This is a genomic window from Microbacterium testaceum StLB037 (assembly GCF_000202635.1).
In the GTDB taxonomy this organism is placed as follows: domain Bacteria; phylum Actinomycetota; class Actinomycetes; order Actinomycetales; family Microbacteriaceae; genus Microbacterium; species Microbacterium testaceum_F.
Map to the genome: position 1 here is coordinate 1,782,465 of NC_015125.1, position 15,441 is coordinate 1,797,905.

Below are 15,441 nucleotides of genomic sequence, written 5' to 3' on the forward strand. Positions count from 1 at the left end.
CCACTCCCGACGGCGGTGTCGCCGCCGGATTCTCGATGAAGAGCCGAACGCGAGCCCCTCCGTCAGCGCCATCCGGCGGAAGGGCTGACTCGGTCCTCGGGCACTGACGACCGGAGAGCGCTTCGTCTACTCGATGACGCCGCGTGACGACCCGTTACCACCCGTAACGCTCCGACTTTGGCATCCACTCTGCGCATGTTGACGTGGTGTCATGACTTCGCACCGCACCGCACGCCTGGCCACGATCCTCGGCGCCTCCACCGCAGCACTCCTCTTCGCCCTCACCGGGTGCGCCGGGGGAGCGGCATCCTCCGATGACTCCTCGCGCATCGTCCTCGGCGCCGACGACGGCAACGAGGCGCACTGGACGGTGCTGAAGCAGAAGCTCGCCGACGAGGGCATCGACCTCGAGGTGCGCACCATCAACGACGGTGTGCAGCTCAACCAGGGCGTGCAGGACGGCGAGCTCGACGTCAACCTGTTCCAGCACCTCATCTACCTGTCGCAGTTCAACGTCGAGAACAACGGCACGCTCGTGCCCGTCGGCGCGACCGCGGTGTACCCGCTGGCGTTGTACTCCGAGAAGTACCAGGACGTGAAGGACCTGCCGGAGGGCGCCAAGGTCGCGATCCCGAACAACCCGACGAACCTCGCCCGCGGCCTTCTCAACCTGCAGACCGCCGGCCTGCTGACGCTGAAAGACGGCGGCAACGCGCTCTCGACCCCCGCGGACATCGTCACGACGAAGGTCGAACTGCTCCCGGTCGACACGAACCAGACGGTCACGGCACTCAAGGACGGCAGCGCCCAGGCCGCGATCGTCAACAACACGCAGGCGCAGAAGGGCGGGCTCGGGGACGAGCTCATCATCTTCAAGGAAGACCTGAACAACCCGCAGCTCGCGCCGTACATCAACGCCTTCGTCACGCGCGAAGACAAGAAGGACGACCCCCGCTGGGCCAAGCTCGTCGAGGCGTACCACTCGCCCGAGGTCGAGGCCGCGGTGACCGAGCTCAACCAGGGCAACCTCCAGTTCAAGACGGAGTGGACCGGCGCTCAGCTGCAGGACGAGCTGACCAGCCTCGAGGACGCCCTCAAGGCCCAGAAGGGATGACCGCGGTCATCGAACTGCGGGGCGTCACGAAGACCTTCCGCACCGATCGCCGCTCCTCCTCCACCGCCGTCGACGACGTGTCGCTGACGGTGGAGGAGGGCTCGATCGTCGGCGTCATCGGATACTCCGGTGCGGGCAAATCGACCCTCGTGCGCCTGCTCAACGGCCTCGAGAAGCCGACGTCGGGCGCCGTCGAAGTGCTGGGCGTGAACGTGGGGGATGCCGGCGAGGCGAAGCTGCGCGACCTCCGGCGCCGCGTCGGCATGATCTTCCAGCAGTTCAACCTCTTCACCTCGCGGACGGTCGCGGCCAACGTCGCCTACCCGCTCAAGGTGGCGGGCTGGAAGAAGGCCGACCGCGACAAGCGGGTCGCCGAGCTGCTCGACTTCGTGGGAATCGGCGACAAGGCGAAGCAGTACCCGCGGCGCCTCTCGGGCGGGCAGAAGCAGCGCGTCGGCATCGCTCGAGCGATCGCGACGAACCCGCAGATCCTGCTCGCCGACGAAGCCACCAGCGCGCTCGACCCGCAGACCACGGCCGAGGTGCTCGACCTCCTGCGCGAGATCAACCGGCGCTTGGGCATCACGATCGTCGTCATCACCCATCAGATCTCGATCGTGCACGAGCTGTGCGACCAGGTCATCGTGATGGACGGCGGACGCGTCGTCGACAGCGGCGACACGTACCGGGTGTTCGCGCACCCGCGTGCCGAGCTGACCAAGCGCTTCGTCGCCGCGGTGACGCAGGGCGTGCCCTCGGGTGAGGCGCTTTCGGCGCTCGCCGCGGGCGGGGGTGACCTCGTCAGCGTCGAGGTGAACGAGTTCACCAGCGAGGACGTGTCGGAGGTGTTCCACCGCCATGGCGCGCGGCACTCGGTGGTCTACGGCGGGGTGACCGACGTGCTCGGAAGGCAGCTCGGCACTCTCACCTACCGCGTTCATGCCGACGACGTGGATGCCCTCGTCGCCGAGCTGCGCACGCACACCGACGTCGTCGTCCCCACTGCGGAGGCCCGCGCATGAACAAATGGGACACCCTCACCCCGGTACTGCTGCAGTCCATCGGCGAGACCGTCTACATGGTCGCGGTCTCGCTGCTCATCTCGGGCGTCGCGGGACTCGCCATCGGCGCGCTCCTGTACGCCACCCGTCCCGGCAACCTCTTCGCGAACCGGGTCGTGTTCGCCGTCGCGAACCTCGTGATCAACCTCATCCGTCCGATCCCGTTCATCATCTTCCTCACCGCCGTGGCCCCGGTCACGCGCGCGGTGACGGGGACGACCCTGGGAACGGATGCCGCGATCGTCCCGATCACGATCATGGCCACGGTCGTGATCGCCCGCGTGGTGGAGCAGAACCTCGTCGCCGTCGACCCGGGCACCGTCGAGGCCGCCCGCGCGGTGGGTGCGCGGCGCATCGGCGTGCTGTTCGGCGTCGTCATCCCCGAGGCGCTCGCGCCGCTGATCCTCGGCTACACGTTCATGTTCATCGCGGTCGTCGACATGTCGGCCATGGCCGGGTACATCGGCGGCGGCGGTCTGGGCAACTTCGCGATCATCTACGGCTACCAGCAGTTCAATCAGCAGGCGACCTGGGTGACCGTGGCGATCATCGTGGTCATCGTGCAGGCGGGTCAGCTGGTCGGCAACGCTCTCGCCCACCGCATCCTCCGGCGCTGAGACGTGGTGTCACGGGCGCGCTGAGTGTCCAAAACACCCGGAGCGCACGAAAATGCGTCCGGGTGTTTTGGACACTCACGGCCGCGAGGCCGCGCACGAACCACCCGTTCCGAACGAGGGCGAGCGGCGACGGCGACGGCGTGGCTGAGAACACGTCATGAACCCCCTCCTGAGTTTGAGAACGGTTATCAGTACCGTTACAGTGACTGGCATGACCCGACGCCTCCTCGCTCCTCTCGTCCTCGGTGCGGCCTCCGTGCTCGCCCTCGCCGGTTGTGCCGGGGCGTCGCCCTCGGCCGGTTCGACCGCGAGCGCCGACGGCAAGGTCACCGTCGTGGCATCCACCGACGTCTACGGGTCGATCGCCCAAGCGGTCGGCGGTGACTTCGTCGACGTGACCTCGATCATCACCTCGCCGACGCAGGACCCGCACGAGTACGAAGCGAGCGCGCAGGACCAGCTCACCCTGAAGAACGCCGGTCTGGTCATCGAGAACGGCGCCGGATACGACTCCTTCATGGAGGGACTCGTCCAGGCCAGCGGCACGACCGCGCCGGTCCTCACGGCTGTCGAGTACAACCACGACTACCCCGGTGCAGAGTCGCATGACGACGCGAGCCCCGCGCCGAGCGAGAGCGCCGATGACCACGACCACGCGGACGACGACGGTCACGATCACATCGAGGGCTTCAACGAGCACGTCTGGTACGACCCGCACACGATCGAAGACCTCACCGCGGCGATCGCGAGCGAGCTCGGCAAGCTGGCACCCGACCACGTCGCGGACTTCAACACCAACGCGGAAGCCTTCACCCAGCAGGTCGCGGGTCTCGAGGGCTCTCTCGACCAGATCAAGGCGAAGGATGCCGGAGCGAAGATCTTCGTGACCGAGCCGGTGCCGCTGTACCTGACCACCGCGGCGGGCCTCGACAACGCCACCCCCAACGAGTTCAGCGAGTCGGTGGAGGAGGGTCAGGACGTCCCGCCGGCCACCCTGCTCGAGTCTCTGCAGCTGCTGGATTCCGGCCAGATCAAGGTGATGATCGTCAACCCGCAGACCGGTGGCGCCGAGGTGACGAAGGTCCAGGACGAGGCGAAGTCGAAGAACATCCCCGTGATCGAGTTCACGGAAACGCTCCCCGAGGGTCAGACTTACATCTCGTGGATGCAGAGCAACATCACGGCGCTGAGCGACGCGCTGGCCGCGTGAGCGCAGCGGCACCGCTGCGCATCCACGGCGCCGCCCTCGAGCGGGGTGGACGCGAGCTCTGGTCCGGGCTCGACCTCGAGGTCGAGCCCGGCGAGCTCGTCGCGGTGCTCGGCCCCAGCGGCTCGGGCAAGACGACCCTCCTGCGCGCGATCCTCGGCCTCGAGCGCCTGAGCACCGGCTCGATCGAGGCGCTCGGCGAGCCCGTGCGTCGCGCGGGCAACCGCCACATCGGCTACATCCCGCAGCAGCGTCCCCTGCCGCGGGAGACGCCCCTGCGCGGCCGCGACATCGTCGGGCTGGGTGTCGACGGACACCGCCTCGGCCTGCCGCTGTCCCGCAAGAAGGACCGCGCGCGCATCGACGACCTCCTCGAGGCCGTCGGAGCCACCGCCTTCGGCGACCGGCCCGTCGGACTGCTCTCCGGCGGCGAGCAGCAGCGCCTGCGCGTGGGCCAGGCCCTCGCCGACAACCCCGCTCTCCTGCTCTGCGACGAGCCGCTGACGAGCCTCGACCTGGCGAACCAGCAGGCCGTCGTCCGGCTCATCGACCGGCACCGCCGCGAGCGCGACGCGGCCGTCCTCCTCGTCACCCACGACATCAACCCGGTCCTCACGCGGGTCGACCGCATCCTCTACATCGCGAACGGCCGTTTCACGCTCGGCACCCCCGACGAGGTGCTCACGACCGAGACGCTGACCGCCCTCTACGGAGCCCCCGTCTACGTGGTCCGCGCCGGCGGACAGCTCATCGTCGTCGGAGCTCCGGATGCCGATGAGGCCCACCACCATCACCACGACGAGGATCACGCATGAACGGGGCCGACATCGGCAACGCCCTCTTCGGGGGCGTGAGCCAGTACGGCGCGATCCTCGAGCTGGTGCAGAACTCCGTGTACGCGGGGGCCATCCTGGGCCTGGTCGGCGGACTGATCGGCGTCTTCGTGATGCAGCGCGACATGGCGTTCGCCGTGCACGGCATCAGCGAGCTGTCGTTCGCCGGCGCGGCCGTCGCCCTGCTGATCGGGGTCGACGTGGTCTCGGGCTCGATCGTGGGCTCGCTGATCGCCGCGGCGTTGATCGGCGTGCTGGGTGCCCGCGCGCGAGACCGCAACTCGATCATCGGCGTGCTCATGCCGTTCGGCCTGGGTGTCGGCATCCTGGCCCTGTCGCTCTACAACGGGCGCAGCGCCACCCGGTTCAGCCTGCTGACCGGGCAGATCGTGTCGGTCCAGAGCGGGCAGCTCGGGTGGCTCGTCGCGATCGGGGCGGTCGTCCTCGTCGCGCTGCTGCTGATCTGGCGCCCTCTGCGCTTCGATTCTCTCGACCCGCAGTCCGCCGCCGCGCGGGGGGTGAACACCACCGCGGTCTCGCTCGTGTTCATGCTTCTTCTGGGGCTCATCGTCGCCGTCGCGGTGCACATCATCGGCGCGTTGCTCGTGATGGCGCTGCTCGTCACCCCGGCCGCGGCGGCGATGCGGGTGGCATCCGGTCCCCTGTCGGTGCCGGTGCTCGCGGCGCTGTTCGGATTCGTGTCCGCGGTGGGCGGCGTGCTGCTCGCGGTCGCGGGAACCCTGCCGGTCAGCCCCTACATCACGTCGATCTCGTTCTTCATCTACCTCGTGTGCCGCGTGATCGGTGCGCGCCGCGACCGCACGACGCGAGCCGCGTAGGGCGCCCAGCCGATTCACCGATCACCTGGCTAAACTCGGGGCCATGGTCCAGCGCAACACGTGGCAGCGAGAGCGGGTGCGCGAAGCCCTGTCCGGTGCGGGCGGCTTCGTCAGCGCCCAAGCGCTCCACGCGACGCTGCGCGACGAGAACACCGGCATCGGCCTGGCCACCGTCTACCGCACGCTCGCGGGGATGGCCGCCCAGGGTGACGCCGACTCGCTGCAGAGCCCGGAAGGCGAGAATCTCTTCCGCGCGTGCGAGACCCGCGGTCACCACCACCATCTGATCTGCCGTTCGTGCGGCGTCGCCGTCGAGATCGCCGCGACCGACGTCGAGGAGTGGGCCCAGCGCACCGCCGCCCAGCACGGCTTCACCGAGGCTGAGCACGTGGTCGACATCTTCGGCATCTGCGCCGATTGCGCCCGCGCGCGGGCCCGTGAGCGTGGCGACGAGTAGTCGCACCGCGACGCCGTCGCCGCAGCGCACCGGCGCCTCCCGCACCCTCGTCGCTCTCGGTCTGGGTGTCGTCGTCGTCGCGGCGCTCTTCTTCATCGACGCCTTCGCGCCGACGTTCTTCTCCCAGCCGCTGCCGACCCGCGCGCAGGACGGGCTGACCCTCGCCCTCAGCGTGCTGATCGAGTCGCTGCCCTTCGTCGTCCTCGGCGTGGTGCTGTCGATCATCGTGCAGGTGTGGGTGCCGCCGGGAACGATCGAGAGATGGATGCCGCGCGCGCCGTGGGCGCGCCGAGCGGTGCTGTCCCTCCTGGGCATGTTCATCCCCGTGTGCGAGTGCGGCAACGTGCCCTTCGCCCGCGGGCTGCTCATGCGCGGCTTCGGGGTGTCCGACACGCTCACCTTCCTGGTCGCGGCGCCGATCGTGAACCCGATCGTCATCATCAGCACGCACGCGGCCTTCGGCTTCAGTGACGGCATCCTCGTGGCGCGTCTCATCGGCGGGTTCCTCGTCGCCAACCTGATCGGCTGGCTGTACAGCCGGCATCCCGATCCCGACAAGCTGCTCACGGAGCGCTTCCTCGAGACGTGCGAGATCGTCGTGCAGGAGCGCGGCGACCGCGGTCGACGGACGCTCGCGCAGCTGGTCGTCGAACTGCGCTCGGTCATGCCGGCGCTGATCATCGGGTCTCTGCTCGCGGGTGCGGTGCAGGTGCTCATCCCGCGCAGCGCTCTGCTGGCGATCGGGTCCGACCCGGCACTGTCGATCGCCGCGATGATGGCCCTCGCGATCGTGGTGTCGCTGTGCTCCAACGTCGACGCGTTCTTCGCGCTGTCGTTCGCCTCGACGTTCACCCCGGGCTCGATCGTCGCCTTCCTCGTGGTCGGTCCGATCATCGACCTCAAGATGATGGCGCTGCTGCGCACGACGTTCTCCACTCGTGTGCTCCTGGGGATGACGGTGGTCGTCGTCCTGTTCGCCTTCGCGCTCGGAACGGTGGTGAACCTCCTTGTCTAAGACCGGTGCCCTCGCCACCCGCTGGCTCGGGGTGGGCCTCACGGCCTGCCTGTCGATCACGACGATCACGCTGTGGATCACGGGCCGGATGTCGCTGTACATCAACCCCGATTCCGCGTGGTTCGCCGTCGGGATGTCCTTCGTGGCGTTGATCGGCGCGATCGCGTCGTTCGCCCTCCCGCTCGGCGCCGAGGCCGACCACGGCCATGACCACGAGCACGGCCACGCGCCGGCGGCTGCGTCGGCTCGTCGAGAGGCCTTCGCTCACGCCGACCACGCGCACAGCGATCCCGCCGACGCCCATGACCACGCCGCGCACGACCACCTCGCGGCGCGCCCGCGCCTGACGGCGGGGGGCATCGCCGCGTTCACGGGAGGCGTCCTCGCCTCGACCGCCGTGGTCGCCGTGCTGCTCACGCCCGCCGCCTCGCTCTCCACCGAACTCGCGGTGTCGCGCGACGTGGGTGCCGCTCCCCTCTTCGCCGGGTCCGACGTGATCACGCTCGCCGCCTCCGGCGACACCTCGAAGTTCGGCGTCGGCGACTGGTCGGCGGTCTTCGCGCACGCGACCAACCCCGAGACCTTCGACGGCAAGCCGGTCACCCTGACGGGGTTCATCACGCCCGGCGGCGACGGCGCGACCTTCGACCTCACGCGGCTCGTGATCACGCACTGCGTGATCGACGCGCAGACGGCCCGCCTGCCGATCGCCGCGACCGGGGACGCCCCCGCGAGCGGGCAGTGGGTCACGGTCACCGGTACCGTGCGATCGAGCGGCGACGGCAAACTCGAGGTGCACGCCGAGCAGGTCGCCGCGATCGACGAGCCGGCGGACCCCTATGAGTACTGAGACCCGGCGTCGGGGCGGTTCCGATTCCCGCCGAGCGCGCGCGCGGCGACGACAGGGACGCGGCTACCTCCTCGCGTTCGGCGCCGTGATGCTCGCCCTCGTCCTCGTGGGCGGGGTCGGCGGGGTCGTCGCCGTCGCGCAGGGTCCCCGCGTGACGGACGTGCAGGTCGATCCCGAGGCCGGGATCGCGGCATCCGGATCCCGGGTCATCCTCACCACGACGCAGTCGCTCGAGAAGGTGGATGCCTCGCAGGTTCAGGTCGAGCCGGCCACGCCGTTCACCGTCGACACCTCGGGGCGCAGCGTGGGGATCCGCTTCACGCTGCCGCTGCGCGACGACTCCGACTACACCGTCACGGTCACCGACGTGAAGGGGCTCGGCGCCGGCCCCGGGGCGACCCTGACCGAGTCGTTCCGCACGCCGCCCCTGCAGGCCTACCTGATGCAGCGCGGCAGCCCCGAGGGCGACACGATCTTCCGGACCGACCTCGCCGGGAAGGCCGGACTCCCGGTGTTCACCGACCCGCACATCGAGGACTTCCGCACGACCGCGAATCACCTCGTCATCTCGACGCGCGACGGCGACAACGCTCGGGTGATCGTCACCGACCTGGACGGCAAGAACCCCCGGGATGTGACGCTTCCCGGGCCCGGCTTCGTGTCGAACCTGCAGTCCGCCGACAGGGGTGAGCGGTTCGGCTTCACCTTCTCGGATGCCACCCTCGGCGCCGCGGGCGGACGCGAGAGCCGGCTCTTCACCGCGTCGGCCGCGACCGACGATGCCCCGGTCGAGGTGGGACTCAACGGTGGCGACGTCCGCATCGCCGACTGGCGCTTCGTCCCGGACACCGACAGCATGCTCGTGCTCACGTTCGATTCGCGTCTCCTGCTGACCGATGCGGTGGGCGGAAACGCCGCCCCGCTCGGCAGCGCCGTGGCCATCGACGGCATCGCCCGCGGGTCGTCGGTGGCGATCGTCGAGCGCATCGAGGGGGTGCGCGAGATCAACCTCACGGACGGGTCGGAGCAGGAACTGGTGGCGCCGGTGGACCCGCCCGGGACGCCGGGACGGGCGACACCGGTCCCCGGGATCGACGCCGGCACCGTTCGCTCGTTCGCGGACATCGGCTCGGACGGGGCGTACCGCTCGACCATCGTCGGACACGTCGACACCGACGGAACGGTGCGCAAGCTCCTCGACGTCCCCGGAACCGACACGGTGCTGCAGACCTGCGTCTCCCCGAGCGGTCGCTACGCCGCCGTCCTCGTGGCGCCGCAGGCCGTGAGCAATCCCTTCGACCGCTACCAGCTGCCCCTCCCCGGCAAGCTCCTGACGCACCTCGTCGAGCTCGACACCGGTCAGGAACTCGTCGCCCTGCAGGGCTTCGACCTGTCGTGGTGCCAGGTGCCCCCGGGATGACGCGCTTCGCGACACGGAGCGATCTCTCGGCCCTGCCGGTGGAGGTCGCTCCGCTGCTGCTCGGGGCCGTTCTCGAGACCGAGGTCGAGGGGGAGCGGGTCGCGGTGCGCCTCACCGAGGTGGAGGCGTATCACGGCCTCGGCACGGGCGATCGCCCCGATCCGGGCTCGCACGCCCGCATGGGCCCGACGGCGCGCAACGCGACGATGTGGGGGGAGCCGGGTCACCTGTACGTGTATCTCAGCCATGGCATCCATTCCTGCGTCAATGTCGTGTGCGGCCCGGACGGTGTCGCGGGAGGTGTGCTCTTGCGCGGAGGCGAGATCGTGGAAGGAGCCGATGTCGCCGAGCGACGGCGCCTCGAGCGCCGAGGGGCGGTGCGCGCTGCGCGCGACCTCGCGCGCGGGCCGGGTCGTCTGGGCGACGCCATCGGCCTGCGGCATCCTCGGCACGACGGGATCGATGTGGTGACGGGCGAGGTCCGCGCGGGTGCGCGAGCCCGGCTGCGGTGGCCGGACGAACCGGTGCGCGCGGTGGCGACCGGACCCCGCGTCGGCGTGGCGGGCATCGCCGGCACGGCCGCGTTCCCGTGGCGCTTCTGGATCGAGGGGGATGCCACGGTGTCCGCGTTCCGCTGGGGCCGCGGTGCCGCTGAGGCGGCGGGGGAGTAAGGGTCCCGGTCCCTTCGACAGGCTCAGGGACCTCGACGGCGAAGGCGGCTCCGCGAGGTGCGAGGTGGCTGAGCCTGTCGAAGCCACCGGGAGTCAAGGCGACACGCCGTCCGTGCTAGACTGACCCCTTGTCTGCGCGCACTCCAGCACGCAGTTCGCATCCCTTCTCCTGATCCCGACCTTCCGTCGTGTTCAGGCGGGGTGCAGACAAGGGATCTTGGGTGGCACCGTCCGGTGTCACGGTACAGAAGGAGACATCACCATGGCAGCAGTGTGCCAGGTGACTGGAGCGGTTCCCGGCTTCGGTCACAACATCTCGCACTCGCACCGCCGGACGAAGCGCCGCTTCGACCCGAACGTGCAGAAGAAGACCTACTTCGTTCCGTCGCTGGGTCGCAACATCAAGCTCAACGTTTCGGCGAAGGGCATCAAGGTCATCGACGCGCGCGGTATCGAAGCCGTCGTCCGTGACCTGCAGGCGAAGGGCGTGAAGCTGTAATGGCGAAGAAGGCTCAGGACGTCCGTCCGATCATCAAGCTGCGTTCGACCGCGGGCACGGGGTACACCTACGTGACGCGCAAGAACCGCCGCAACAACCCCGACCGCATCGTGCTCAAGAAGTACGACCCCGTGGTCCGCAAGCACGTCGACTTCCGAGAGGAGCGCTAAGCACATGGCTAAGAAGAGCAAGATCGCGCGCAACGAGCAGCGCAAGGTCGTCGTCGAGCGCTACGCCGCGAAGCGCGCCGAGCTGAAGAAGACCCTGGTCGACCCGACCGCCACCGACGAGGCCCGCGAGGCCGCCCGCGTGGGACTGCAGAAGCTCCCCCGCAACGCGTCGCCCGCGCGCGTGCGCAGCCGCGACGTCATCGACGGCCGCCCCCGCGGTGTCCTCACGAAGTTCGGCGTCTCGCGCGTCCGCTTCCGTGACATGGCCCACCGTGGCGAGCTGCCCGGTGTGACCAAGTCGTCCTGGTAAGCACCAGACACACGAACGAAGGGCGGGGTTCCGAGAGGAGCCCCGCCCTTCGGCGTTCCTCCCGACCGCTCGGAGGCGTCAGAACCCGCGCTTGAGCAGTTCTTCGACGGCCTCCGCGCGCCCGTTCACGCCGAGCTTGCCGTAGATGGAGCGCACCTGGCTCTTGACCGTGTTGAGGGACACGCCACGCTCGCGCGCGATGTCCGTGAGGGGGAGCTCGGAGGACAGCAGAATGGCCAGCTCGCGCTCGGCCGGGGTGAATCCGACGACCTCGCCGACGGGAAGCGCCGGGGCGGCGACGGCGGGCAGGAACTCTCCGATGCCGGCGGCGAGCGGAGCCAGCTCGGGCCGCGTGCTCACCACCACGTCGAAGAGGGCCAACGTCTCGTCGAGGGGGAGCATGATGAACGGCGTGATCGACCCGCCGGTCTGCGAGATCAACAGCAGGGCGGCCTCCATGCTCTGCTCGGCGCGGCGTGCGCTTCCCACCCGGGCGAAGGCGATCGCGCGACGCAACAGAGTGGGTGTCAGGGTCCGCAGGCAATGATCGGTCTCGTCGGCGACGCACCCCTCCGTCTCGGCGAGCAGTTCGCGCTCTCGCCCGAGCAGCAGGAGGCACGCGGCGCGCTGCATGTGGAAGCAGACCCCGTGGCCCGGCGGGGTCTCCGCCGCCGAAAGGACGGCGAGCGCCTCGGCGTATTCGCCCCGCGCCACGAGGATGTCGGAGCGGATGCACGTCAGGAAGTCGCGGATCATGCGATGACTCCGGTGACGCGGTGATCCATACGCGAGCCGCCAGATCTCGGCGAGCGCGCCGGAGTAGTCCCGCTCGAGAAGGCCCCGCATGACGTCGATGGCGCGCGCGGAGTACTCCCAGTAGGGGTCGCCGGGGCGTGCCTCGCGGAGGTCTCGCGAGACCTCCGCCAGCCGATTCGGCTGCAGCCGCGCGGACGCGACCAGCGACTCGGCCAGCAGGATGAGGTAGTCGGTCTCTTCGATCGGCCACCCGTGGGCCTCGAAGAGCGCCTTCGCCTCCGTCATGTCGCTCTCGCTGCTCTCGTACTCGCCGTTCAACGCGTGCCCCAGGGCGAGGACGCAGTGCGCGCGGTAGCGGATCGCGTCGGTGTCGGCGAAGAGGAGCGCCTCGGCTCCGTACCGCGCACCGATCTGCGGCCACCCCAGGGCGCAGCAGTACTCACCCGCGGCGGCGAGCAGCTGGGCTCGCGCGCCGCTGGAGATGTTGGCGGCGCGGGTGAGCCGGGTGTCGTCGAAGTAGCGCTCGATGAGGCCGAGACCCTCGGAGAGAGCGTCGCGGCGCGACCGCGAGGCCAAGACCGCGGCCAGAGTCAACGCCGTCGTGTCCGTCCAGATACGCGGCGCCGGCGGCGGTTGCGCTTCGGCGAGGAGGGCGAGATGACGCTGCTCGGGAGTACCGTGGCCGGGTGCCAGGCGAGCGGCCGTGGTCACCACGGCGGCGTGGAAGGCGGCACGGGCGTCGATGGAGGTCTGCGTGCTCGGCATCCCACCCCCTTCCGCGGCAGAGTCCGTCTGATTCACCCGGGGGCCTTCACCGGTGCGTCGCGCCTAACCCGTGAGTCCTAAACATACGAAATGTCGCGCGTGTCCGATCACCGCGCGACGGCGCATTACCGCCGTGATTCATGCTCATACTCACCCGCCGTAGCGTGCCGCTTCGCCCACGGCGCTCGCCGGTCGGAGCCAGGACGCCCCTCTCTGTCGCCGTGCGAACCCGGCAACGGCCCTGTTTCGCGCGACACGCCGGGTCCTTCGACGAGGAAAAGCCTCAAAATCCCCGTAATTCCGCGGTTCGGTTGATACTGTCGAGGCGGTCTCCCGACCACCGAGGAGAATTCCTCCTCGTCCGATGTAACGAGAGGCGACGGCATCGTCGCCTGGAGGACAACCACATGGCTGACAAGTCCATCACCAAGACCGAGCTCGTCGCGAGCATCGCCAGCGCGACCGGGCAGAGCCAGTCCGCCGTGTCGGGCGTGCTCGACTCCCTCTTCTCCACCGTCTCCGAGGCGGTCGCCAAGGGCAGCAAGGTCTCGATCCCCGGCTGGATCGCCTTCGAGCAGGTCGCCACGTCCGCTCGCACGGGTCGCAACCCGCAGACCGGTGAGGAGATCTCGATCCCCGCCGGCAAGCGCGTCAAGGTCACCGCGGGCTCGAAGCTGAAGGCTGCCGTCAAGTAAGACGACGCCGTACCGCGACAGAGGGGGATGCCGAGGCATCCCCCTCTGTCCTTTTCCGCACCTGTTTGCTCGACGTCGACGGGGTCGAGGCGCCGGGGCATCCTCCCCCGTGTTCGCCGACGTAGTCTGGGTGGGTGAACGCCCGTGCCCTCCGCGTGGCGGGACCCGTCATCCTCGTCGTGGTCTCGCTGATCGCCGTCGTCGTGGGCCTGGCGTTCGGCGGGGGTGCTGCTCAGCCGCTGCTGGCCGACCCCGGCCCCGTCGTGCGGTGGGGGCTCCCGCTCGCGACGCTCGTCGTCAACCTGTCGGCGGCCACGATGGTCGGCTCCCTCGTGCTGGCGCTGTTCGCCCTCGAGGCCGGGGAGCGTCCCTTCGAACTCGCCCTCGACACCGCCTCGATCGGCGCCGCGATCTTCACGGTCGCCTCGGCGACGACCGGATACCTGACGTTCCTCAACATCATCAATGCGAAGCCGACCCTCGACCCTCTGTTCGGCCAGCAGCTCGGACGCTTCCTCGTCGAGAGCGAGATCGGCCCCGCGTGGTTGATCACCACGATCGCCGGGGCGGTGCTCACGGTGCTGACCTTCGCCGTGCGCTCGTGGGTGCCGACCATGATCGTGGCGATCCTGGCGCTCGCCGCCCTCGTGCCGATGGGCACGCAGGGTCACGCCGGCACGGAGGCGAGCCACACGGCCGCCGTGACGTCGCTGGTGCTGCACATCATCGCTGCCGCCGTGTGGCTGGGCGGCCTCGTGCTGCTCGTCGTCGTGCGGCCGGCGATGTCGCGGACCCAGCTGCAGACCGTGCTGCTGCGCTACTCCTCCCTCGCTCTCGCGGCGTTCGTCGTCGTCGCCGTCTCGGGCACGGTGCGCGCCTCGATCGGTCTGCTGGGCTGGGATAATCTCCTCTCGCCGTACGGCATCCTGGTCCTGGTCAAGGTCGGAGCGCTGCTCGCGATGGGCGTCCTGGGAGCCTGGTACCGGCGCCGGCTCATCGCGCGCATGGCGGACGAGCAGGGCTCGAGGCGCTTCTGGGCGATCATCGTGCTCGAACTCGTGTTCATGGGTGTCGCGAGCGGAGCCGCGGCCGCCCTGGCCCGGACGCCCCCGCCGATCGCCCCGCCGCTGGTCGGGCAGACGCCGGCGGAGATCCTCACGGGGTCGCCGCTGCCGCCCGAGCTGACCATCGAGCGCTGGTTCACCAGCTGGGACATCGATCTGCTCTGGGCCTTCGTCGTGGCGTTCGGCCTCTTCTTCTACCTCGCCGGGGTGTGGCGACTGCACCGCCGCGGCGACGGCTGGCCGATCTCCCGCACAGTGCTCTGGTGCCTCGGCATGCTCGCGGTGTTCTGGATCACCTCGGGTCCGGTGAACGTCTACCAGGACTACCTGTTCAGCATGCACATGATCGGGCACATGCTGCTGTCGATGGCGATCCCGCTCATGCTCGTGTCGGGAGCGCCCGTGACCCTCGCCGCCCGCGCGATCCGCAAGCGCGACGACGGCACGCGCGGCGGACGCGAGTGGATCCTCTGGGCCGTGCACAACCCGGTCGCGAAGGTGCTCACGAACCCCTACGTCGCCGCGGGGCTGTTCATCGGCTCGCTCTGGGCGTTCTACTACACCGATCTCTTCCGCTGGTCGCTGTACGACCACCTCGGCCACATCTGGATGGTCGCGCACTTCCTCGTCACGGGCTATCTCTTCGTGCTGAGCCTCATCGGGATCGACCCGGTGCCCTACCGCCTGCCGTATCCGATGCGCCTTCTCGTGCTCATCGCGATCATGGCGATGCACGCGTTCTTCGGTATCGCGATCATGATGAACTCCGGTCTGATGGTGGCCGAGTGGTTCGGGGCGATGGGCCGCACCTGGGGAGCGACTCCACTCCAAGACCAGTACGTCGGCGGCGGCGTGGCGTGGTCGGTCGGCGAGATCCCGACCCTCATCCTCGCGATCGCCGTCGCGATCCAGTGGAGCCGCAGCGACGAGCGCCAGCAGCGTCGGCGCGACCGGCACGTCGATCGCGTCGGCGACGTCGAGCTCGACGCCTACAACGAAGAGCTCGCGCGGCTCGCGGCGCGCGACGCCCGCGTGGCCGAGCGCGACGCGGCCCGTCGAGGCTGACGCGGCCGCTCCGGCTCCGACGGAGGCGCGGGG

At 69.6% G+C, this 15,441-nt stretch carries 17 protein-coding genes; 16 read left to right on the forward strand and 1 reads right to left on the reverse strand.

Features of this window, described 5'->3' with window-relative positions; all coding sequences use genetic code 11:
- Positions 1 to 211 precede the first annotated feature (211 nt).
- The 14 genes from MTES_RS08150 (at position 212) to rpsN (ending at position 11,063) form a co-directional block, all read left to right on the forward strand.
- The gene (locus tag MTES_RS08150; protein WP_013584763.1) at positions 212 to 1,114 is read left to right on the forward strand and encodes a MetQ/NlpA family ABC transporter substrate-binding protein; all 903 of its coding nucleotides are present in this window, start codon (positions 212 to 214) and stop codon (positions 1,112 to 1,114) included.
- Positions 1,111 to 2,136, forward strand: coding sequence for a methionine ABC transporter ATP-binding protein (locus MTES_RS08155; protein ID WP_013584764.1), 1,026 nt, complete (start codon positions 1,111 to 1,113; stop codon positions 2,134 to 2,136). Before MTES_RS08150 ends, MTES_RS08155 begins: the two co-directional genes overlap by 4 nt.
- Entirely contained in the window at positions 2,133 to 2,792 is a 660-nt protein-coding gene (locus tag MTES_RS08160) for a methionine ABC transporter permease (RefSeq protein ID WP_013584765.1), read from the forward strand. The genes MTES_RS08155 and MTES_RS08160 overlap by 4 nt, the downstream gene beginning before the upstream one ends.
- A 211-nt stretch (positions 2,793 to 3,003) precedes the next feature.
- Complete coding sequence (locus MTES_RS08165; RefSeq protein WP_013584766.1) at positions 3,004 to 4,002, forward strand: metal ABC transporter solute-binding protein, Zn/Mn family; 999 nt, start codon at positions 3,004 to 3,006, stop codon at positions 4,000 to 4,002.
- Positions 3,999 to 4,814: a metal ABC transporter ATP-binding protein gene (locus tag MTES_RS08170; RefSeq protein ID WP_013584767.1), complete on the forward strand. Its 816-nt coding sequence runs from the start codon at positions 3,999 to 4,001 to the stop codon at positions 4,812 to 4,814. Before MTES_RS08165 ends, MTES_RS08170 begins: the two co-directional genes overlap by 4 nt.
- Positions 4,811 to 5,671, forward strand: a complete 861-nt coding sequence (locus tag MTES_RS08175; RefSeq protein WP_013584768.1) for a metal ABC transporter permease — start codon at positions 4,811 to 4,813, stop codon at positions 5,669 to 5,671. Before MTES_RS08170 ends, MTES_RS08175 begins: the two co-directional genes overlap by 4 nt.
- Before the next feature lie 43 nt (positions 5,672 to 5,714).
- Positions 5,715 to 6,128, forward strand: coding sequence for a Fur family transcriptional regulator (locus tag MTES_RS08180; protein WP_043361219.1), 414 nt, complete (start codon positions 5,715 to 5,717; stop codon positions 6,126 to 6,128).
- A complete protein-coding gene (locus MTES_RS08185; RefSeq protein ID WP_013584770.1) occupies positions 6,109 to 7,143 on the forward strand; it encodes a permease in 1,035 nt (344 codons plus the stop codon). Before MTES_RS08180 ends, MTES_RS08185 begins: the two co-directional genes overlap by 20 nt.
- Positions 7,136 to 7,993 (forward strand): DUF1980 domain-containing protein, encoded by an 858-nt coding sequence (locus MTES_RS08190; RefSeq protein WP_013584771.1) that lies wholly within the window; start codon positions 7,136 to 7,138, stop codon positions 7,991 to 7,993. The genes MTES_RS08185 and MTES_RS08190 overlap by 8 nt, the downstream gene beginning before the upstream one ends.
- Entirely contained in the window at positions 7,983 to 9,413 is a 1,431-nt protein-coding gene (locus tag MTES_RS08195; protein ID WP_013584772.1) for a hypothetical protein, read from the forward strand. Before MTES_RS08190 ends, MTES_RS08195 begins: the two co-directional genes overlap by 11 nt.
- Positions 9,410 to 10,084 carry a DNA-3-methyladenine glycosylase gene (locus MTES_RS08200; RefSeq protein ID WP_013584773.1) on the forward strand — a complete coding sequence of 225 codons (675 nt, stop codon included), beginning with the start codon at positions 9,410 to 9,412 and terminating at the stop codon, positions 10,082 to 10,084. Before MTES_RS08195 ends, MTES_RS08200 begins: the two co-directional genes overlap by 4 nt.
- 262 nt (positions 10,085 to 10,346) lie before the next feature.
- On the forward strand, positions 10,347 to 10,583 hold the full coding sequence (gene rpmB, locus MTES_RS08205) for a 50S ribosomal protein L28 (protein ID WP_013584774.1): 237 nt from the start codon (positions 10,347 to 10,349) through the stop codon (positions 10,581 to 10,583).
- Complete coding sequence (rpmG, locus tag MTES_RS08210; RefSeq protein ID WP_013584775.1) at positions 10,583 to 10,753, forward strand: 50S ribosomal protein L33; 171 nt, start codon at positions 10,583 to 10,585, stop codon at positions 10,751 to 10,753. The genes rpmB and rpmG overlap by 1 nt, the downstream gene beginning before the upstream one ends.
- Before the next feature lie 4 nt (positions 10,754 to 10,757).
- Positions 10,758 to 11,063 carry a 30S ribosomal protein S14 gene (gene rpsN / locus MTES_RS08215; protein ID WP_013584776.1) on the forward strand — a complete coding sequence of 102 codons (306 nt, stop codon included), beginning with the start codon at positions 10,758 to 10,760 and terminating at the stop codon, positions 11,061 to 11,063.
- A 78-nt stretch (positions 11,064 to 11,141) separates the two neighbouring features.
- Here rpsN and MTES_RS19850 read toward each other — a convergent pair whose 3' ends face one another.
- On the reverse strand, positions 11,142 to 12,584 hold the full coding sequence (locus tag MTES_RS19850) for a helix-turn-helix transcriptional regulator (RefSeq protein WP_013584777.1): 1,443 nt from the start codon (positions 12,582 to 12,584) through the stop codon (positions 11,142 to 11,144).
- Between the two features lie 407 nt (positions 12,585 to 12,991).
- Here MTES_RS19850 and MTES_RS08225 point away from each other — a divergent pair, with 407 nt between their 5' ends.
- Together MTES_RS08225 and MTES_RS08230 are read left to right on the forward strand one after the other, a co-directional pair.
- Positions 12,992 to 13,279 (forward strand): HU family DNA-binding protein, encoded by a 288-nt coding sequence (locus MTES_RS08225; protein WP_013584778.1) that lies wholly within the window; start codon positions 12,992 to 12,994, stop codon positions 13,277 to 13,279.
- Between the two features lie 134 nt (positions 13,280 to 13,413).
- Positions 13,414 to 15,408, forward strand: a complete 1,995-nt coding sequence (locus MTES_RS08230; RefSeq protein ID WP_013584779.1) for a cytochrome c oxidase assembly protein — start codon at positions 13,414 to 13,416, stop codon at positions 15,406 to 15,408.
- The last annotated feature ends 33 nt before the right edge of the window (positions 15,409 to 15,441 follow it).